This is a genomic window from Cytophagia bacterium CHB2, assembly GCA_030263535.1.
Classification (GTDB): domain Bacteria; phylum Zhuqueibacterota; class Zhuqueibacteria; order Zhuqueibacterales; family Zhuqueibacteraceae; genus Coneutiohabitans.
Genome location: SZPB01000013.1, coordinates 21,495 through 41,837, shown reverse-complemented (window position 1 = coordinate 41,837; position 20,343 = coordinate 21,495). Strand labels below are relative to the sequence as shown.

Genomic DNA, 20,343 nt, shown 5'->3' with positions numbered 1-20,343 from the left:
TTCAAATATTATCATTCTGCCTCTCAATTGTTCCGTCAATCAAGATTCTCCGGGGCAATCATCCGCGGGCGCAGCATTTTTGCACAACTCCATCACGGCCTCGGCCTGGCGAAATCCCGCGGTTTCCTGGCTCTCCCCCTCTCCCGGCCTGCCTTGCTCCAGGGCGTGGCGAAGCTGCTGCACAATCGGGTGGTCTGCGGGCAATGGTACCGGTGATTTTTCCGGATTGGCAATTGCGAAATCCAATCCGGCCCCAACCGCCAGAGTCAAATAGGCTCGTTCCAAATTTTCGCGAATGTACTTGGGCGTGCCCCAGGCAAAATTCGACAAGCCCACGGTGAGATGTACACCACGCAAATCGGGATCTTGCCGGATAAGGCGCATGGCATCCAAGCCGATGTTCACCAGGCCGTAGGTATCGGCGCCAACCGGCGCGAGTCCCGGATCGATGATGATCTTGTCGTTGCTGCGGTTCGCTTTGGTCGCCAACAACTCAACGAAATGTTTAGCAGCAGCGTGAACATCGTTGGGGTGCAGACATTGCTCCGTACCATCGTCGCCAAATTTTTCAGAAGCCATGACAATGACGAGGGTATCGTATTCCGCGACCAACTCGATCATTTCTTCCAAACGTTCACGCGAGGCAGCAAGAGAATTCAGGATGGGCGCACCTTTGCTGCGATCATAATATTTCAGCGCGACTTTGTGATACTCCACCGAGGGGTTGTCGATGCAAAGCGGCAGGGGCGTCGCCTCTTGAATCGCAGGAATAACTTCCGGCAGAAAACTCAGCATGTCGGCCAACTTTACCTGAACCTGGCGCGTGGCATCGATATTCAAATCCAAATAATCCGCGCCCAGGTTTGCCTGCAATCGCGCGAGCTGTTGATAGCCCGCCACATTTCGTTCCGCGAATGCATTGCGCGCCCGGGCATAGGCATTGTTGATCAAATCGCCGATGAGGCGCAGCTTTGTTTCAGCCATTTTGCTTTCCTTTTGAGATGCTGCATTTCAGTTGCGTGAGCGGCTGCTTAACTCCTGCGGGGTTGAGTTATGGCGTGAGTTGCAGTTCATGCTCTTCAGCGTTCCGTTTCTTCACTTCAGATGTGCAGATCTGATCGACCGTTTTGGCCGCGTGATCGCGTCCCAGCCAATTGTTCGCCCAGGAAGAAGTCCCCCGCAGCGCCTGATCCTGCAACACAGGAACGTGGCGCAACAACTCCAGCTCCTTGGCATCATGTTTAAGGCGCTCATACGCGCGCAGCCAAATACAATCGCCAAAGCCATCGACCTCACAAAGCCCGTCTTTCGTTCCGCCGCACGGACCATTGCGCTGATTCTTGGCACATTGCGACTCGGGGCACAAGTACGCGATTTCCGGCAAAGAACAGTCGCCGCAATCCCGGCAATCGAACAGAACCATTTTGCTCCAGCGCTCCGTAAGGCGCATCCAGCCAGGTCCCTGGCTGGGATCGTGTGCATGTTGGCACAACCTCCTGCCCAATTTTGCAAAAGCGCCATCCGACGCAAACATAAGCTCATGTGTCATTTTGGATAAATGATACACCAGGCCAACATGCTTGGACTTTTTCTTCTCAGAAGCCGGACTCCGAACTGAAGAATCTGCCAATCCGGTTTCAGAATTTTCCAAGTAGTAGAAAAACTCTCCCGGCCGCGAGTATCTGATTTCACGCGCAAATTGCTTCCAATCATCACGAGAAAACGAACGTTCGATTTCCAAAATTCTTTCAATCGCGGCAAAATCATAAATGCCGCCCAGATAGGCGCCGCGATATCCTAAGCCGCGATAGATAGCAATCTGTTTGGCCGCAAATTCGTAAAAGAATGCCCGGCCCTCGTCAGCGGATTGTCGCTGCTTCAAACAAAGCGCCAGCAGCGGCGGCGTCACCACAATGCCGGGGATTTTCCGATCATGAAAGATTTGGGCGACTCTGGGATTCAATACGTAGACATTCCCGATCAAGGGAACATGCTTCATCGCGTGCTGATCCATGTAAATCCGCAATTCATGAATCTTGCGGGAATCGAAGCCGACTTGATTGATGATGAATTGCGCGCCGCATTCGATTTTTTTTTGCAGTTTGAGGTATTGCGGCACAACTTCGCCTTCGCGCATTTTGAAATTGCTCGTTACCGCGCCAATCAAGAATTGGGTTTCGCCAAGACGCTCGGTGTTGTTCTGAGCGCCGTTCTTGCGATATTCGAAGCCGTGATTCATCTTGTTCAGCATGGCGATCAAGCTAATGGAATCGAGGTCGAAAACCGGCTTTGCCATGCCCCCACCGCCGGCAACCGGATAGTCGCCGGTCATGGCCAAAATATTATGAAAACCCTCACTGCTCAAAACCCAGGCTTCACTTTCAAGCCCGTTGCGGTTGAGATCCTTGCACGTCATGTGAATGACAACTTCTTTGCCCGCATACAAAATGGGTTTGCCCAGCGCGTGCGGCGCCAGCTTGGGATTGCCGCCGGCATTGTCCGTAATCGAAATCCAATCGACGGCCGGGCACGCCACCAAATCGTTGGCAAAATCACGCGCTTTCACCGCGCTTTTCTCCGTCATCGAGCCGCGAATGGACAACAGTTCGACGCCCAGGAGAAAATCTTTGGTCTGAAAGAGTTTTTCGCGAAGAGTCTTTTGCACATAAACACCAAAGTATTGCTTCCTAACACAGAAGCAGATCAAGCAATCACCGTCAGTCACACCAACCCGGTAAAACTACAAAGGAAAAATCATCCGTTTTAGTACATGATTACCTTGAAAGTCTTATCCATCTTTGAATGTCATCCAGCAAGGATTTTGTGAAGTTGCGGGCAGATTGCCAAGTACTTCACAAGATCCCGCCGGGCAGGATGAGATTTCGTCTGTGTTCTTGCATAAGAATTTCTTCTGGTCGAGTGCCCTATCAGTCTCCGGCAGAGGCCTCCAATTCCTTTCTTATGGCACTGGCGACTTCCTCCGGCGCGCCCTCACGCTCCATGATCTCGCTCCAACGCCATTGTTGGAGATAATCATCAGTCTCGACGAGGCCCTGGGCTTGGGCTTCCTGGTCGATGCGACCCGTGAAGCGGGGCGGCATTTCGATTTTGACCTCATCAAAATCATCCCAGGCTTTTACCTGCGAGGGGATATCTTGCCAAAAGAGTATCTGGTAAAACGCCATGATCGGGCCTCAATACAAAAATCAGTTTGAAATTGGCAGGATGATTCAACGGCAGAGTAAATTTTCCAATTTTGCATTCTTCACAAAAATCATTCTGCCGGATAATGATTCTCTGCCATGAGTTTTTGTCGAATGCGCTATCCCTTCCCAACCAATTTCAGGAATAGATCGACGGCGCTGGAAGCGTCCGCGCCATATCCGTCGGCGCCGATTTCGTCGGCGAACATCTGACTGATGGGCGCGCCGCCGACCGCCATTTTGATATGGCCTAGTCCTTTTTCCTCAAATCCATCAATGACAGTCTTCATGTATGTCATGGTGGTGGTGAGCAGCGCGCTCATGCCGATGATATCCGGCTTGTGTTGCTCGGCCGCGGCAAAAAATTTCTCGACACTCTGATCCACACCAATGTCGTGAACTTTGAATCCGGCGCCCTCGGCCATCATGCACACCAGATTCTTTCCGATGTCGTGCAGATCGCCGCGCACGGTTCCCATCACGATCACGCCGGGCGGCTGAACATTCGAATCATGCGCCGACAGTAGCGGTTTGAGCACCGCCATGCCGGCCTTCATGGCGCGTGCGGCAATCAGCACTTCGGGAACATAAAGAATGTTATGTTTGAAGTCTTCGCCGACCACGCTCATACCGGCAATTAATCCTTCGTTCAAAATTTCTTGAACGCTGCGTCCTTCGGCGAGCGCGTCCTTGGTCATTTGCTCGACTTCTTTAGCTTTGCCTTCGTAAAGGCATTGGTTCATCAAGGCATAATCAGGCATATGTCGCTTTCTCCGCAAGATGAATGTGTCAAACCAGGCCAGAATTTCTTTGCGTTTTCTCCGCTTTTTCTTGGCGTTTCCCGCCTGCCCGGCGGCGGGCGCCATTCTCTTCTGACATCATCATTTCCACCTCCTCATCGCCGTTACACGGCAAATCCGGGCTGCTTCTATCGGTTGGAATTGAACTCTGCTAAAGCCTCTTGCATGGCCAAAATGTTGGCGCGCGGCATGCCCGGGCTCACGCCTCCACCGACGGAGAGAATGATTCCTTCGCCACCGCTTTTTTCCAAAACTTCCAATGTAGCTGCGCGCACCTCCTCCGGAGTGCCGCGTACTCCAATTTCCAAAGGATTGACGTTGCCCATGAGGCACATGCGGTCGCCGACGCGTGCTTTCACTTCAGCAATGTCGGTTTGCTTGCCCCAATTCAAAACATTGAAGCCGCAGTCCGGCAAATGATCCAAACACGCGGCGATTTCGGCATCATTGTGATAGAGCTTGACCCAATCTTTGGGAAAGGCATCACAGATTCTCTTCAAATAAGGATGAGCAAATTCCATGTAATGTTCTTCATTGATGAAGCCTACAATGTCGTCCAGAATGAAAATGCCTTCCACCGAATCGCCCATGATTTTCACCTGCGCCTTCAACCAGTCGATGATGAGATTGGTGCAGCGATCGATCAGTTTGTGCGCCCATTCGGGTTTTTCCACAATGTCAATCATGAACTCTGTGGTACTGCGCACAAATCCGGCGGTGCACAGCGGACCGCGCGAGGTGACCATCGGCAGGATCTCGCCTTGTTCCAGAATGCGCTGTTTCTGCATTTTGATGCGGTGTAGCGTCATTGCCATGAAAGCGTCGCACTCCACTTCATATTCCGGGAAGTTGTCGATATCCTCGATGTGATAAAGTGTATGATATTCGCTGGGAGTGTTGTTCTGCCAAAATTTGATCTTCGCTCCCAAAGCCGAAGGCTCCGCCGCCATGCCGTATTCCATCCACCAGGAGGGAACAAAGATGATATCCGGGTATTCCTCATGGATCTTCAAATTGGACTGGAACCATAGCTCGGGATCGAGATAATAATCCATGTGATGCAAGCCCAAATAACCGGGTATCCACGGGCTGTCAATAATCAGCGCCATGGGCACCTGCTCCAATTTTTCCAGACGGGCTGCCTTCTTGAAGATCTCCCATTGTGCTGGCTTCATGTTTTATTTCCTCTCAGAAATGCGTTTGGGGGTCAAGGCAATTGTTTTAGAAATCCTGAAATAAATATCTCGGTGTCCGTGATGCTCATTTCAACTCCCGCCGCTTTCGCCGCCTCCTGCAACGCTGCTTGCAGCATCACGACTGGGTCTTTGCCGACCTCCAGCCTTCGCATCAAGCCCTCGCCTTTTATCGTGCCGGCAGCCAGGGTGATCTTCAGACCTTTACGTTTGCAGGACACGCGGGTGCCGTCCGCAAGCGTCGTGTTCATGGGTTTGATGAAGGCATCGATGTAATGCACGCCAATGCCGGATTTGTCGTTGACTTCCGGCAACAATTTCTCTTTTGCCGCTTGATTGAGATCACAAAGTTTCGTCATGACTGAGGCTCCAAGATTTGTCTTATTCCGTTTGTCGAATTATCAAGAGAAACAAAAGGCAACTCCATCAGCCTTTTGAACCGCTGATGGGAGCGGGTTGGCTACGTTCAATGCGCGTTCACGCGTGGTTTAAGAATTGAATAATGCGAATGACCAGTCGAAATAGGCGAGAGCCGAAAGCCATTCATCAAAATGATTTGGGACAAAATCATTCAAAAGCTTTTACTCATTTTGACCATAATGATCTTGACTCTATCTCTTCTGCTGGTCATGCACATTAATCATCTAATCGGTCGCGCAAAAAATAAATTACCATTTGACGTAGTCCAGGCCATTTGCTGGCCGCTGTTGTAACCAGTAAATCCGGCATCACAACAGTGCCCCGTAAAGGGGGCAGGGCTACAACAAAATTCCAAGTTGATTTTGCGCACTTCCTAAACAGCATTCCTTCTCTTTTCATTCTGCACCAATGCGTAGTGAAGCACTTCCAGCACCAGTCCCCACTTGTGCTCACGGCTTACTGCGTCGCAAAAGCATCCCGACGGGCTGAACTGCCGATTCCAATTCAACACCTCATTGAGTGAGCAGCCCAGCAGCGGCTTTTCACCGGCAATGTCCCGTGCAAGCTTCTCACCGTTGCGGATATATTCACACATGTAGGCATGGCCGGCATCACCCGGCGCCGGCGCACAACTCATCTCGATGATTTTGTAACCCTCTGTTGCTGAGGCCAGCTTGAGATGATAGTCATACTCCAGTGGCCGCCCTAAATTCGAACAAGTGGTGCCCGCATAGCGGAATCGCGCCTGCACCGAACGGTCCGCAAGAACTTTTAGGTGCAGCCGTTCCTGCGACCACTTTTGCAGAGCGCGGACGCTGATGGAGTATTTCCCATGGTGATCAAGGATCGATTTGCTCTGGGCCGCACCGTTGGAGATTCGATCAACACGCGCCTGCAATTGGCTTACTTCTTCCATGAGTTTGCGCGCACGGCCATACGGCAGGCGGCGATACCGGCACGACGGCATGGAACAGCTTTCACACGGCACCAATTCCCGGAGGCGTCGAACTTGATTGACATGCTGTGTGATGCCAAATACGGCAAGCAGGGATTTCTTGGGCCACAACATGCCGGTTTCGAGAACATGAATTTCCTCCCGAAAGTTTTTTTGACAAATCAAGTTCAAGAGCTTGTTCTGATCTTCAATCTCCCACCCCGAATAACCCGGACTGTAATGGGGCAGAATCGCATGGCCTTGTTGCTCCGCCCAAGCGCATAACCGCGCGCCTGCGTTCGTAATCAAATGTTCAACGACTGCAGAGCCGTAGATTTCCAAAAAGAAGTACTCATCCGGTTTTTCTTCCAGCCAAAGCTGGCGCGCCTTTTCTTCGCATTCCCTGCCGGCACTCACCGCCACCACGACCGCCGCGTGCGCTTGCGCCCTGAGCAATTGTGCATGTAACTTTTTCGAGGAGAACTCCACGCCGGCGATCATGAGCTTTCCGTCGAGCAGATCAAGGCGATTGATTTGCCGGGCATAGATCCACGGTTTGCCATTCTCGATGTACCACCGTCTTGCCCAGTCAGCCAGCTCGCGTGCGCGGCCGGTGAGATCAAACTCTACAGGATAACCCAAAAGACGTTTGTATTCAGTTTCCTGAACATTTGTCTCGGGTTGTGTGTCGTAAAATTCAAGCATGCGTTTTTAAGGCGTCAGTTCCTGGGAACAACCAATCTGTCATGATGATACTGGCCCGGCAAAACCGGGTATCGTGCGGAATTGAAACAAGATTCCGCCATGATGAGATGATATCTTCATCAACCGCTGATGCAACAATCCATACTTATCCTGACGATACAAGCGGATGGAATTGGCAACCTTCCACAAAGTAGTCGAAAAATCCATGGTGCGTCTCCAGGCGGCAATGCCTGATTTTATTCACCAAATTCTCCAACTCGTCACGTTTTGTTTGCGAGAGCAGCGCAGTGCAGGCGCCCTCGATCGCGGCATTGCCGACTTGCAGGATTTTGGCATTGTCGATATTGGGAATCAGGCCAATCCGTTTGGCAGCCTCGACATTCAAATGGCGGCCAAATCCTCCCGCCAAATAAAAAACATCCAAATCTTCAAATCCAATCCCATACTCGTCAAACACAATTTGCAAGCCCGCAACATTGGCGCCCTTGGCCTGAGCCAATTCGTTGATGTCGCTTTCGTTCAAATAAATTGGGCGAGCGCCGTTCTCCAGCAAGACAAAGCGCTTGTCACCCTGCTCGAATCTTCCGAGAGTATTGATGCGCCCGGTTCTAAGCAGCTCGCTCAACAAATCGATCAGTCCAGAGCCGCAGATCCCTTCCGGCTCACTGCCATCGATGACGCTGAAATCGCCTTTTCCCTCGTCGTTAATTCTCACTCTTTCAATGGCGCCCGGCAATCCCGGCATGCCGCAGGAGATGTTACCGCCTTCGAATGCCGGTCCGGCGGGACAAGAGGCCGCGAGAATTCTATCCTTGTTGCCGACAATCAACTCAGTATTGGTGCCGATGTCCATGATCGCGACCAAACGCTCTTCATTCGCAATATCCACAGCGAGCATGCAAGCGGCGGCGTCCGCGCCCACGTGACCGCTGATGATGGGCAGGCCATAAGCGCGCGCTTTGGGATTCAGCCGCAAGAGCAGGCGTCTCGCTGGTGCAGTGACACTCGTCGCGGTCCGCTGGCCGCCTGCCCTTTCCAACTCAGTGATAGATTGGTAAGGACTTTGTCCGATGGAATACACATTGAGCCGAAAGAACAAATCGCGCATGGTGGAATTTCCCGCAACGACAACTTCGTAGATCGAGGCCGGGTCCACCGGAAACTCTTCAATAGCATGATTCAAATAGCGCGCGAGCGTGCGTTGCAGCAGCTTGCCGCGGTGCGTGGAGTCATAATGGATGCGTGACATCACTTCGGCGCCGCCGAATCGTTGCGGGTTTTCGAAAGCCGCATCCGCGATGATTTCTCCAGTTTCCAAATTCAAAAGGCGAATGACGACAGTCGTCGTTCCCAGATCCACAGCCAGCCCGTGAATGGGACCCAATCTGCGATCGATTTCTTCGCCATCCAGCAGAATCCGCTCGCCATCGCGCGTTACTGCAGGATCGATCTGCAGGTTTTCATGAGCCACCGGAAGCCGCAACGCGCGTTTTTCGATGCGCATGTCGCCGCGCCGCAATGTATGGCATCGTACCACGCCGGTGTCTGTGACAATGCGCGTGCGGCAGGAAAGCCGGAAGTTCTCGCGCAAGTGTTCTTCCTGCGTCACCGGTGCGGAAAGGCATTCCACGCCCGCAACGATTTCAACCAGGCATTCCTTGCACTTTCCCTGCTTGAAGCACGAAGTCGGCACGCGAATGCCCAAAGACTCGGCATATTCGAAAAGCGAAGAGCCGGGCGCGACGCTGGCATGTTCATTATTGAAGTGTAGCTCAACGCTCATGGTTTTCAAAATCCAATGGAATTGCCGCCGTCAACCGGAAGCACGACGCCGGTGATATATTTCGCCTGTGCTGATGCCAGAAACAGCGCTGCATTGGCCACATCCGAGGGTTCGCCGAATTTTCCCATGGGCGTGCGCGCCAGCGCTCTCGCTTTTCTCTCCGGATCGTTTTCAAAAGCTTGCGCAGACATCGCCGTGGCAATAAAACCCGGGGCGATGCAATTGATGCGAATGCCATGCGGCGCCCACTCCACTGCCAGCACGCGCGTCATGCCCTCGACCGCAGATTTCGAAGCGGCATAACCGACAACTTTGGGAACACCATAGTGCGTGGCCATCGAGCTGATCATGATGATGTTGCCACCCCGGCCCACCATGGTCTGCGCGATCTCTCGCGTAAGCGCGAAGACCGCGGTCTGGTTGGTGTGCACAATTGCCTGATACTCTTGATTGGAAACCGTCAGCGCCTCTTTCTTCAAATTGATGCCCGCGTTGTTTACCAGCACCTCGATCGCACCAACGGCATTCTGGATCTGCGCCAGCAATTCCGGATAGCGATCTATCTCGTTCAAATCAAATGCAATGGCACGCGCATTCTCGCCCAACTCACTTTGAGCACGCGCGAGCTTTTCCGCATCTCTGCCGACGATAACAACTTTCGACTGATTCGCGATAAACGCCTTGGCGATGGCATAGCCGAGTCCACTTGCGCCGCCGGTAACCAGAACATGCTTGCCAATGAGATCATCATACATGACTGCCATACGTTTAAGAACTCCTTTGATTGATTCTTCCTATCACTTGAATTAACTGATCTTCCTGGCTGACGCGGCCACTCTATTGCATTCAGATGTCGAAAACCTTGTCCATTTCTTCTGTATGTCGTCCCGCCCGGCAGGATCTTGTGAAATTTTAAGTGCAGCACCAAGTACTTCAAAAGATCCCTACGTGATGACAAAACAAAGTACTTGTGCAAATAAGGCTGTCAGCGTACTAGTCGGGTGCTCCAACCTTTCGCGCAAAGACTTCTCCTCCAAATTGCGCCAGTTGAAAACCGGTAACCCTTCCCTGCTCATCCTTCTTGAAACGGGCGAATAGATACTGGCCCGGAACATAGAAATCTTGTTCGGTCTCAGCATGCAATACAAGTTTTGTATTGTACGGGCCCTGCGCGATAAGATGATCATTTTCCACTGAAATCAAAACTTTAGTTTCAGGATTAGGCTCAAAGGTGCCAACGTATTGCGCCAAGATTGCTGCTGCAAGTTTTAATGACGGCCGCGCGAACACAAACTGCAAGCCTCTGGTGTAGCCTTCGGCTTTTGTGCCGGAATGGCCGGTGTTTTCCAGCACCCGGGTTTGCAGCGCAAGGCCATCATAATTCCGCGCTTTCAACTGATCCGCAAATTTCTGAAAACCGGCAACGTCTTCCAGTTCTCCCACAGCCATAAAAAGCCGGGCTGGAAGTTGGGATTTCTTGTCTGCATAGTTCTTTTCGAAAGCATAAATGCCTTCATTTGCCCAGCCCACCGCCGGGCTGGTCAAAACGTAGCGTTGAAATAATTCTGTTTCACTAAAAAGGGCGTACAATGTGAAAAGGCCGCCGAACGAGCTGCCCATTAGCGTGCGGTCGCCCGAGACGAGATATTTGGACTCGATAAAAGGGATGAGCTCTTGTTTGATAAAAGCGAGAAACTTTGGCGCACCGCCGGACTGGAGCAACGGCGCCGCATTGTTCGGCGTCAAATCTCGCGCGCGCAGCGAATCATGGTTGGGATTTTTTCCTCCCCAGGTAATTCCAACAATGACGAGGCCCGGCAAAAAACCATCATAGAATTGCTGGCCAAAAATGGCAGTGACCAAAGGAAAATCCCATTGTGCATCGAGCAAATAGAGCACGGGATGCTTTTGATCTTTACTGCCGTAGTTTCTCGGCAAATGGATATATAAATCGTATTCCTGCCCGACAATCGCAGAGGTGATCTTCTGCAATTGCGAGCCGGGGATCTCCACTCGTGGCGGTGATGAAGCGACATCCATGCTCTTCTTTTCCTGAGCATTCAGAACTTCAATCGAAAAAACAGCGAGAAAAAGATAAACAGCAGCAAGGGCAATCCTGCCGGCATAGTGGCGAGTTAACGTAGATTTTGTTTTCATGATCAAAACATCTCCACGATTTAATTCTACCAAAATTGATGTACATGTGGACGTGCATACTGATTGTAGATGCCACGTATTGCAGCAATGGTTTCGTCTGAAAGCGGCGGCAAACTTGCCGCCTTGAGGTTCTCTTCGACCTGAGCCGGGCGCTTGGCCCCCGGGATGGCACACGTCACCGCCGGAAACATCAAAATCCAGCGTAGCGCCAGTTGTGCCATCGTCCAATTGCGTGGCACCAACGGGCGTAATGCTTCGACCGCTTGCAGACCGACGTCGTAGTCCAGTCCGGAAAAAGTCTCGCCGCGATCAAATGCTTCACCGTGCCGGTTGAAAGCGCGGTGATCGTCCGGCGCGAATATGCTGGCGCGCGTGAATTTGCCGCTCAACAAACCTGAAGCAAGCGGTACTCTCGCCAGAATTCCAACGCGGCGGCGTTGCGCTTCACTAAAGAAGAGATCAGCCGGGCGCTGCCGGAGGATATTAAAAATGATTTGCACCGATTGCACGTTCGGATATTCGATGGCCTTCAATGCTTCTTCGACTTTCTCCACGCTCACGCCGTAATAACGCAGCTTGCCGGCATCGACCAAATCATCCAGCACGCCAAACACTTCCGGCATGTAATAAACATCTGTGGGCGGGCAATGCAATTGCAAGAGATCAATTGCTTCCGTCTCCAAATTCTTCAGGCTGCGTTCGACGAATGCCATGAGATTCTGCCGCGTGTAGCCGGCGGCAACATGCGGATTGAGGCGGCGACCAGCTTTGGTCGCGATATAAAATTCCTGCGGCCGCTCACGGCGAAGCTGCGCCAGCAAACGCTCGCTTCGTCCATCGCCATACACATCGGCAGTGTCGAAGAAGTTCACCCCCAGATCGAGCGCGCGATGCAGCGCCGCCAGCGATTCCTGATCATCCACCGCGCCCCAAGTACCGCCAATCGCCCATGCGCCGAAGCTCAACGTCGAAACCTTCCATCCGGTGCGTCCAAGTTCGCGATATTCCATGTTCAATTCACCTTTTTGCGTTTTACGGATTACGCATTACTCGTTACGTAACCCGTAAAACGTAATGCGTAATACGCAAAGATTATTTCTTCCTCTCGCCATTGACCAACCTCCAGATGCCCAGCGGATTTTCATTCTTTAGTTCATCCGGCAATATAGCATTTGGAAAATTCTGATAACAGACCGGCCGGGTAAACCGTGTGATGGCTGCCGTGCCGACGGAAGTCGAGCGGCTATCCGTCGTCGCCGGAAACGGCCCGCCATGAATCATCGCATGACAAACTTCGACGCCGGTGGGAAAACCGTTGATGATCAACCTGCCGGCTTTGCGTTCGAGAATGGCGATGAGATCCGCATACTCTTTGAAATCGTCATCTGTCGCCCAAAGTGTTGCCGTCAGATGGCCCTTTAGTCTTTGTGCAACGCCAATAAGCTCAGTCTTGTTACTTGCGGTCACCGCCAGGGTGGAAGGTCCAAAAACTTCTTCCTCGAGATGCGCGTTGGCTAAAAAATTCCGGGCGTTGGTTTGAAACAGATAACCAACGCCCTGGAACCCTTCCTCCTCAGCTTTGCCTTTTGCCAACATCGCAACGCCTGCTTGCTGGCGCAATTTCTCGATCCCGTTTACGTAGGCGCGATGAATCTGTGACGTGAGCATGGTTGCTGCAGCGACTTCTTGAAAATTGGCGGTAGCGAGTTGTTGAAATTGTGCAGCGTCGGCAGACTCTTCGAAGACAACCAACCCAGGGTTTGTGCAAAATTGGCCGACGCCCAGTGTGACGGAAGCGGTCAATCCTTTCGCAATCTCTGCTTTTCGCTCCCGCAATGCGCCAGGCAAAATGAACACGGGATTGGTGCTGCCCATCTCGGCATAAACCGGAATCGGCGTTGGCCGCTGCGCGGCGGCATCGAAGATCGCCTTTCCTCCTCTAAAAGATCCGGTGAAGCCGATGGCTTTGATCAACGGATGTTTTACCATCGCCATGCCGACTTCGGTGGAATGGCCATGCACCATGGAAAATGTTCCGCTCGGCATGTTGGATTTTTCAACGGCTCTCACAATGGCGTGCGCGATCATCTCGCAAGTGCCGGGGTGCGCCGGATGCGCCTTTTCAACGACCGTGCAACCGGCGGCCAACGCGGAAGCCGTGTCTCCGCCTGCCACGGAAAAAGCCAATGGAAAATTGCTCGCGCCGAAAATTCCGACCGGACCCAAAGCCTTCTGCATGCTTCTGATATCAGGCTTGGGCGCCGGCGGACGATTCGGATCTGCCGTATCGATGCGCGCATCCACCCAAGAACCTTCGCGCAGAAGACTGGCGAAAAGTCTCAGTTGATTCACCGTTCTTCCTCGTTCGCCGGTCAGTCTTCCCTCAGTCAAGCCGGTTTCCTCGCCACATCTTTTTATCAAACCATCCCCGAGCGCGACGATTTCATCTGCGATGGTTTCGAGGAACAAGGCGCGTTCCGGTCCGCTCTTTTTGCTGTATGTAAGAAAAGCTGCTTCGGCTTTGAGAATGGCTTCATCGATTTCCTGCGGCGTAGCCTCATGAAATGCCGGCGACATCTCAGCGCCGGTGGCAGGATTGACAGCATGAAAAGTGATTTTGCCTTTTCCCGATTGCTCGTTGCCGATAAAATTTAGTCCGGTGAGTTCCATATTATTATTTCACGTAAGAAAAGCGCCATGATCTGTCCCGCAAAGGGACAGATGAAAATAGCCCCGCGATTTATCGCGGGGTCAACATGCCAACATATCCTCATAAGTCCCGCAAGGGACGAATGAGAAGTGCGCGTTGATCGTGAGAATTCAATCGTCCCTCGCGGGACTTGTGCAAAACCATGACTTCAAATCCCCGCCATAAATGGCGGGGCTATTTTCACAAGTCCCTTCGGGACTACTTGGTCTTCGCTTAAATCAATGATATGAAGTCAGGCATTACTATTTCACGGTATTTACTAACATGCCTATTGGTTGAATCGTAATGCGAATCTCATCACCGCTTTGCAAGCTAAAATCACTCGGCGGAATAATGCCGGCTCCGGTCATGAGCAAGCTGCCGTGCGGAAAAGAGCATTCCCGATATAAATAGGAAACCAACCCTTCCGGCGTTCTCTTCATTTGTTTAATGTCTACGCTGCCGGTGAAGACCGGCGCGTTGTTTCTTGCAATTTCAAGATGAATGATCGTGTCCGCGGGCAAAGGTTCTTCCGTCACGTAAATGCACGGGCCGAGGGCAGCGCAGCCGTCATACGTCTTGGCTTGCGGCAGATAAAGCGGGTTCTCGCCTTCGATACTTCGCGAGCTCATGTCATTGCCGATGGTGTAACCGACAATCTTGCCGCTGGAGGTGATCATCAAAGTCAGCTCCGGCTCTGGGACATTCCAGTTGGAATCTTGGCGAATTCTCACTTTGCCGCCCGAACCAACGACGCGGTGCGAAGTCGCTTTGAAAAACAATTCGGGACGTTCCGCTTCATAAACGCGCGCGTAGAATTCCCCGCCGCCGGAATTTTTTGACTCTTCTTGGCGGCCAATTTTGCTGCGAATGTACGTGACGCCGCTTGCCCATAATTCCTGAGATTGAATTGGGGCTTCCAAACGGGAGTTCAGAAGTTGTTGGCCGTTCTCTATCGGTTCAACCGCGCGCACGATTGCAGCGAGTTTGCCAAAGAGATTGTCGTCATTGACGAAAGTATCCCAGTTTTCGCCTTCCAACAAATGAAAGCCGTGATCTGTTTCAATGACGACGCCGGTTTTTATTTTGTAGAGTTTCAATTTTAGAATCTTGTTTGTAGTAGACCCTTTAGGGTCACGATGTTCCGGACGATGTGCGCCTAAAGGCGCCACTACGAACATTCACTTTCAAACAATCGCCAGATGAAACAAGAACAAAAATACCGCCGCTGAAACCCCCATGATGAACGTGCCCAGGCTGTGCAGGCGGTAGCCGGTTTTCACGTCCATGCCGGATAACTGCGTGACGACCCAGAAAAAAGAGAATGATCATTTAATGCAAATCCCCTTTCACCACCGCGCCGGATTTTCCTATGAGAATATCCAGATCGGCGCCTTGGTCGGCTTGCTGCACGTGCTCCAAATAGATGCGCACGTAACCTCGGTTTGTATGCGGCGCGGGAGGAAACCACGTGGCTCGGCGTCGCTTCAACTCTTCGTCGGAGACATCAAGATGCAACCTGCGATTGGCAACATCAAGCTCGATGAAGTCGCCGTCTTTTACCAACGCCAGTGTGCCGCCGATGGCGGATTCGGGTGAAATATGCAACACCACCGTTCCGTAAGCCGTGCCGCTCATTCTTCCATCCGAGATGCGGACCATGTCCTTCACACCTTTCTGTATCAATTTCGCGGGAAGATCAACGTTGCCCACTTCGGGCATGCCGGGATAGCCTTTCGGGCCGACGCTCTTCAGCACGATGACGCACGATTCGTCGATATCCAAATTCGGATCGTCAATGCGTGCATGATAATCTTCCATGCTCTCAAACACGACGGCGCGGCCGCGGTGTTTCATGAGTGCCGGCGTTGCCGCCGAGGGTTTGATCACCGCGCCGTTTTCGCAGAGATTTCCTTTGAGCACGGCAATACCTGCTTCCGGCTGTAACGGTTTATCGATGCTGGCAATCACTTCGCGGTTGAAACATTCGGCTTTGGCATTGTTCTCGCGCAGCGTTTTGCCGTTGACGGTTATCGCATCTTGATGCAAACGGTCGCCGAGTTCGTTGATCACAACCGGCAGGCCACCGGCATAAAAATAATCCTCCATCAGGAATTTTCCCGAGGGCATCAAGTTGACCAACAACGGAATTTTGCTACCGAGCTTGTCAAAATCTTCGAGGTTTAATTTTACACCAATCCTGCCGGCGATGGCCAACAAATGAATGATCAAATTGGTCGCCATGACTTTTTTCCTGGAATCAACGGCGGGAATCGCCGAGGCGCCGGGCAATGTCAGACCCAAAGCTTCAACCATCGTCGCCATGGTCGAGGCAGTTCCCATGGTGTTGCAATGGCCGCTGCTGCGCGCCGCGCAGATTTCCGCTTCCAACAAATCATCGGCGGAGAATCCTTCGGCCGTTTGCTTCGTTTTGATCATCCAGTTGAATGAGCCGGAGCCGATGCATTCTCCTCGAAAGCGGCCATTGAGCATCGGCCCGCCGGGCACGACGAGGGTGGGGAGATCGACGCTGCACGCGCCCATCAACGTTGAAGGCGTCGTCTTGTCGCAGCCCGTTAGTAGCACGACGCCATCGAGCGGATTGGCGCGGATCGATTCTTCCACGTCCATGCTGACGAGATTGCGGAACAACATGGTCGTGGGCCGCATAATGGTTTCGCCCATCGAGGTCACGGGAAATTCCAGCGGAAATCCGCCCGCCTCCAGTACGCCCTTTTTGACAATCTCGGCAAAATCGCGCAAGTGGCCGTTGCAGGGCGTCAGATCGGACCAGGTGTTGCAGATACCGATGACCGGCCGGCCGCGGAAGTGATCGTCGGGGTAACCCTGATTGCGCAGCCACGAGCGATGGACGAAGCCCATCTTGTCATTGCCGCCAAACCATTCCTGGCTACGGAGTTTTTTTACATCTTTCATATCGTTATTCCGGTTTTGTTATGACGGACAAAACTTCAGCGCCGGCCAGCAGTATCGTGCCGATGCCGTGCACATCATTTATCGGCGTTGGGCGACGATAGTAAAATACCAAATCATCACTGACGCCGGTGCCCGTACAAACGCCTTCGACCTGTCCATCGGAACGAATCTTTGACCTCACACCCTCCCAGCCACGTTGCGCAATTGAGGCATAACGCGGTTCGATATAGCCTTTGTTGACTGCGCGCGCGATGGTGTAAATAAACATCGCGCTGCAAGAGGTTTCGAGATATGAATCCACCTTGTCGAGAAGCTGGTGCCACAAACCCTCGCCACTCTGATATTGCGCGATGCCTAAAATATGGCGCCGAAGTAGTGTCAGCAAGGTGTCGCGTTGCGGATGGTTTTGCGGCAGCCGATCCAACAGATCCACCTGCGCCACCATTGCCCAGCCGTTCGCGCGTCCCCAAAATGCCACACCAGGTCGATTAACATCCGAATACCAGCAGTGATGCATGAGTCCCTTCTGATCATCAAAAAGATACTGGTGAAAATTGATAACCTGCTGCGCGGCCTCATCGAAGTAACGCGCCTCGCCGGTAAATTCACCCATGCGGCTCAGAAACGAGAGGCTCATGTAAAGATCATCCGCCCAAAGCGTCCACTGATGCGGAAACGAGCGCACCAGCGTGCCGTCATCGAGCCGGCTCTGATGTGTGAGAATGTGATTGGCAGTCTGATCGAGGTAAGCGCGGTAACGCTCTTGCTGATCGCGGCGATGCACTTCGATAACACTTGCGCCCACCGCGCCGCAGTCGTCGAGTTCTTTCATGATGAAGTGCTGGCCGAAGGGGTAGCTCCATTTGTCCTCGCCTTTGTATTTGCCTTCAAAGTAGCGATAGTTGTCGAAGCCGAAGGCGACGTTCTTGCGCGCCAACTCGATATAAGCCGGTTCATTAAGCGTTTCTCCCAACTCGATCATGGCGATATTGAGCACGCCATTCCAATAGCGCCAATCCGTGTAAGCACTTTCCGGCCGCAGTTGTGCATCACTGGGCGCCTGTTCCGGAGAGGTGAAACGCTTTCCGCTTTTTTGATCGACGAACTGAAAGGTGGCGTCTTTGAGCACGCCATCTGCCACGGCGCGAATCACTGTTTCCGTATCTGCCGATCTTTGGTCCCGCGTGGGCTGAGAGTTGCAATAGAATCCAAGGCAGATGAGAACAAAAGCCGAGATGCACATCAAAAATTTTCTTATCATCATTGCAGCAAGATCATTTTCTTGGTCTTGGAAAAATTGCCAACTGAAATTTTGTAGAAATAAATCCCGGAAGGCGCGCTCTGCGCATTCCAGATCACCTGATGCGTTCCGGCCGGGGTCTGTTGATCTGTCAACGTCGCCACTTCTCGTCCGAGCAGATTGTAAACTTTCACGGTCACATGGGCAGCCTTGGGCAGTGAATAAGTGATGGTTGTCGAGGGCTTGAAGGGATTCGGAGAGTTTTGGCGCAAAACAAACTCGTTCGAAATCTTCTTGTGCTCTGCAACACTGACGACGGCGGTATTCACTTTGGCATAGCTCACGCCATCATACCACGTGCGGGCCGTGTTGCCGATGCGAGTGCCGGAGGTGCCGGTCTGAATCGCGTGGTCGTCCACATACACATTCAGCGTCTCGTTCGCTGCAACCCTCACACGACCGAGATAGGCTTGATAAAGAAAAGTATTGCCGCTGCTGGTCAGGGTGAGCGCAGTATCATGATCGTCGGCCTCGACTTGTTTGCAGGCCATCTGGCGGAACAATTGCATTCTGTCGGCAGCAAGTCCGGCTTTGATTCGCCAATCCGCCGTGGGATTCGCCCAGAAGTTGATCCACACGTCATAGGTTCCGGCTTCGGACACAATCATTTGAGTCTTGAGGACGGGCGCATTCTCGCCGCTCACCTCAGCGGAAGTCAAAACGGAATTGCCATTGCCGAAACCCGTGCGCTCATGCCATCTGTCGTCCGCCGCGCCCATATTGGCATCCGGTCCCGTCGTGATGAGCGGTGATCCGTTTGTCAAAAAAGTGTTCGCGGCAGTGGCATCTACGTAATGCATTCGCTCCACGGTTTCGGAGTTGCATTCGATAATGCCGACAACCGCCGCATCAAAATTTTGCGCCGAGAGATACGTTCCCCGCCACCACAACAACGCCGTGTTATTTTCATCCCAGCTCGGAACAATCGGGCGGAAATTGTCGCGCACAGATTTCTGCGTAATCGGCGTCCATGTCCACGTCGCGCCGTGGTCGGCAGTGACGCCTTTGAGGATTTCGCGAACGCCGAGAGCCGCATCGTCGCGCGGATCGAAAGGCGTTGAAATGAAAATGACTTCGGGATCGTTTGGATGCAGCGCGCCTAAACCGACATAATCTTGTTCACTCGAATACATTTTCTTGCCCGCTTTGCCCAAATAGGTCGAGGTCCAGGTTGCGCCATCATAGCGTGCATAAAAAAACGCATGATCGGGGTCATTCGAGGGATGATTGGGATCATCATTCACCCGCGCTTTGAAAATCGTGGCGATCGTGCCGTCATCGTACGCTGCAAGATCAATCGCCCAGCACCGGGACATGAGATCGCCATTGACTCTTGTGTTGGCGCCGAAAACCAGCGTGAAATCCGCCGGCTTGGGAGCGGTTTTGTCGGTAATATCACTGTCCAGCAGCGTGCCATCGGATTTGAAAGACTGGCCGTTCTTCATGTAACCGTGATAAATGCTCGTGTTGTAATCGCGGGGGTGATGCTCGGTCGCGACGAAATCAATACGATCGACGCCGCTGCTCCAGTATTTGAAATAGCCGTTCACGTAGCCAATGCTCACGTCCGGCTCGGTTAACAGTCCGCCATAAGACCAATTTTGGCCAGAATCGGTGGAAACCATAAGATTGGGACTGCGCGCGTACGTGCGGGCGATGTTGTAAAGTTTATCCTCAGCCGCCAGGTAAAAAAGATTGGAGTAGGTGGTGCGAAAATCAGTACCGCCCGGGATATTGTTCCAATTAAAGGCGTGCTCAATTCCCCAGCGGTCGGTGTAAAAAAAACGCCAATAGGAATTGTTATTGCTGTTATGTCCGGCATAAAAGGCCAGATATCTGCCATCTGGCATAACGAGGAACGCGGGCGCGTGATGGTCATCGCAGCCGCCGAAGTTGGTTCCGCCTTCCATAAGCGCATAGCGCTCTGCTTGTCTATTTTGCAGATCGAAGATGACGGCATCAATATCGCCGTTACGGGGCGAGCCGCCGACGCCATTATCGCTCGCATCAGAGCCGACGATCAGCCTGCCGCGCGCTTTGTCAACGACGGCGCGCTCGTCTTGATACCAGCACCACGCGCCGTTATCGTTGAACTGGATCAAGTTGCCTTTGACCACATCGCGCGCGTTCTGACCATTGACCACCGTTCCGTACAGGACGATCATGGCAACAACGCGCAATATGCCATTACCACAAATTTTGGAGATCACGGTGAAATCCTT

At 52.5% G+C, this 20,343-nt stretch carries 16 protein-coding genes; all 16 read right to left on the bottom strand.

Going from position 1 to position 20,343, the window contains the following annotated elements; all coding sequences use genetic code 11:
* Nucleotides 1-39 precede the first annotated feature (39 nt).
* Entirely contained in the window at nt 40-984 is a 945-nt protein-coding gene (locus FBQ85_02840) for a dihydropteroate synthase (protein ID MDL1874099.1), read from the bottom strand.
* A gap of 67 nt (nt 985-1,051) precedes the next feature.
* Nucleotides 1,052-2,584 (bottom strand): methylenetetrahydrofolate reductase, encoded by a 1,533-nt coding sequence (locus FBQ85_02835; GenBank protein MDL1874098.1) that lies wholly within the window; start codon nt 2,582-2,584, stop codon nt 1,052-1,054.
* Between the two features lie 343 nt (nt 2,585-2,927).
* On the bottom strand, nt 2,928-3,185 hold the full coding sequence (locus FBQ85_02830; GenBank protein ID MDL1874097.1) for a hypothetical protein: 258 nt from the start codon (nt 3,183-3,185) through the stop codon (nt 2,928-2,930).
* 137 nt (nt 3,186-3,322) lie between these two features.
* Nucleotides 3,323-3,964: a cobalamin-binding protein gene (locus FBQ85_02825; GenBank protein MDL1874096.1), complete on the bottom strand. Its 642-nt coding sequence runs from the start codon at nt 3,962-3,964 to the stop codon at nt 3,323-3,325.
* Nucleotides 3,965-4,131: 167 nt separating this feature from the next.
* Entirely contained in the window at nt 4,132-5,178 is a 1,047-nt protein-coding gene (locus FBQ85_02820) for a uroporphyrinogen decarboxylase (protein ID MDL1874095.1), read from the bottom strand.
* A 32-nt stretch (nt 5,179-5,210) separates the two neighbouring features.
* Nucleotides 5,211-5,555: a hypothetical protein gene (locus FBQ85_02815; GenBank protein ID MDL1874094.1), complete on the bottom strand. Its 345-nt coding sequence runs from the start codon at nt 5,553-5,555 to the stop codon at nt 5,211-5,213.
* A 434-nt stretch (nt 5,556-5,989) separates the two neighbouring features.
* The gene (locus tag FBQ85_02810) at nt 5,990-7,255 is read right to left on the bottom strand and encodes a hypothetical protein (GenBank protein MDL1874093.1); all 1,266 of its coding nucleotides are present in this window, start codon (nt 7,253-7,255) and stop codon (nt 5,990-5,992) included.
* Nucleotides 7,256-7,400: 145 nt separating this feature from the next.
* Nucleotides 7,401-9,038: a DUF4445 domain-containing protein gene (locus tag FBQ85_02805; protein MDL1874092.1), complete on the bottom strand. Its 1,638-nt coding sequence runs from the start codon at nt 9,036-9,038 to the stop codon at nt 7,401-7,403.
* Nucleotides 9,039-9,043: 5 nt separating this feature from the next.
* Nucleotides 9,044-9,793 (bottom strand): SDR family oxidoreductase, encoded by a 750-nt coding sequence (locus FBQ85_02800; protein MDL1874091.1) that lies wholly within the window; start codon nt 9,791-9,793, stop codon nt 9,044-9,046.
* A 238-nt stretch (nt 9,794-10,031) separates the two neighbouring features.
* On the bottom strand, nt 10,032-11,195 hold the full coding sequence (locus FBQ85_02795) for an alpha/beta hydrolase (protein ID MDL1874090.1): 1,164 nt from the start codon (nt 11,193-11,195) through the stop codon (nt 10,032-10,034).
* A 26-nt stretch (nt 11,196-11,221) separates the two neighbouring features.
* Complete coding sequence (locus FBQ85_02790) at nt 11,222-12,205, bottom strand: aldo/keto reductase (protein MDL1874089.1); 984 nt, start codon at nt 12,203-12,205, stop codon at nt 11,222-11,224.
* 82 nt (nt 12,206-12,287) lie between these two features.
* Nucleotides 12,288-13,865, bottom strand: a complete 1,578-nt coding sequence (locus FBQ85_02785; GenBank protein ID MDL1874088.1) for an aldehyde dehydrogenase (NADP(+)) — start codon at nt 13,863-13,865, stop codon at nt 12,288-12,290.
* A gap of 282 nt (nt 13,866-14,147) precedes the next feature.
* On the bottom strand, nt 14,148-14,984 hold the full coding sequence (locus tag FBQ85_02780) for a 2-hydroxyhepta-2,4-diene-1,7-dioate isomerase (GenBank protein ID MDL1874087.1): 837 nt from the start codon (nt 14,982-14,984) through the stop codon (nt 14,148-14,150).
* A 232-nt stretch (nt 14,985-15,216) separates the two neighbouring features.
* Complete coding sequence (locus FBQ85_02775; protein ID MDL1874086.1) at nt 15,217-16,821, bottom strand: dihydroxy-acid dehydratase; 1,605 nt, start codon at nt 16,819-16,821, stop codon at nt 15,217-15,219.
* A gap of 4 nt (nt 16,822-16,825) precedes the next feature.
* A complete protein-coding gene (locus FBQ85_02770) occupies nt 16,826-18,085 on the bottom strand; it encodes a glycosyl hydrolase (GenBank protein ID MDL1874085.1) in 1,260 nt (419 codons plus the stop codon).
* Nucleotides 18,082-20,331 (bottom strand): T9SS type A sorting domain-containing protein, encoded by a 2,250-nt coding sequence (locus FBQ85_02765; GenBank protein ID MDL1874084.1) that lies wholly within the window; start codon nt 20,329-20,331, stop codon nt 18,082-18,084. The genes FBQ85_02770 and FBQ85_02765 overlap by 4 nt, the downstream gene beginning before the upstream one ends.
* Nucleotides 20,332-20,343 lie beyond the last annotated feature (12 nt).

What these genes read in the sequence shown, in the direction of transcription:
- FBQ85_02785 (MDL1874088.1), bottom strand. Translation starts at nt 13,865, where the DNA reads ATGGAACTCACCGGACTAAATTTTATCGGCAACGAGCAATCGGGAAAA.
- FBQ85_02830 (MDL1874097.1), bottom strand. Translation starts at nt 3,185, where the DNA reads ATGGCGTTTTACCAGATACTCTTTTGGCAAGATATCCCCTCGCAGGTA.
- FBQ85_02835 (MDL1874098.1), bottom strand. Translation starts at nt 2,584, where the DNA reads ATGACGGAGAAAAGCGCGGTGAAAGCGCGTGATTTTGCCAACGATTTG.
- FBQ85_02800 (MDL1874091.1), bottom strand. Translation starts at nt 9,793, where the DNA reads ATGTATGATGATCTCATTGGCAAGCATGTTCTGGTTACCGGCGGCGCA.
- FBQ85_02825 (MDL1874096.1), bottom strand. Translation starts at nt 3,964, where the DNA reads ATGCCTGATTATGCCTTGATGAACCAATGCCTTTACGAAGGCAAAGCT.
- FBQ85_02810 (MDL1874093.1), bottom strand. Translation starts at nt 7,255, where the DNA reads ATGCTTGAATTTTACGACACACAACCCGAGACAAATGTTCAGGAAACT.
- FBQ85_02790 (MDL1874089.1), bottom strand. Translation starts at nt 12,205, where the DNA reads ATGGAATATCGCGAACTTGGACGCACCGGATGGAAGGTTTCGACGTTG.
- FBQ85_02840 (MDL1874099.1), bottom strand. Translation starts at nt 984, where the DNA reads ATGGCTGAAACAAAGCTGCGCCTCATCGGCGATTTGATCAACAATGCC.
- FBQ85_02770 (MDL1874085.1), bottom strand. Translation starts at nt 18,085, where the DNA reads ATGATGATAAGAAAATTTTTGATGTGCATCTCGGCTTTTGTTCTCATC.
- FBQ85_02805 (MDL1874092.1), bottom strand. Translation starts at nt 9,038, where the DNA reads ATGAGCGTTGAGCTACACTTCAATAATGAACATGCCAGCGTCGCGCCC.
- FBQ85_02815 (MDL1874094.1), bottom strand. Translation starts at nt 5,555, where the DNA reads ATGACGAAACTTTGTGATCTCAATCAAGCGGCAAAAGAGAAATTGTTG.
- FBQ85_02820 (MDL1874095.1), bottom strand. Translation starts at nt 5,178, where the DNA reads ATGAAGCCAGCACAATGGGAGATCTTCAAGAAGGCAGCCCGTCTGGAA.
- FBQ85_02775 (MDL1874086.1), bottom strand. Translation starts at nt 16,821, where the DNA reads ATGAAAGATGTAAAAAAACTCCGTAGCCAGGAATGGTTTGGCGGCAAT.
- FBQ85_02795 (MDL1874090.1), bottom strand. Translation starts at nt 11,195, where the DNA reads ATGAAAACAAAATCTACGTTAACTCGCCACTATGCCGGCAGGATTGCC.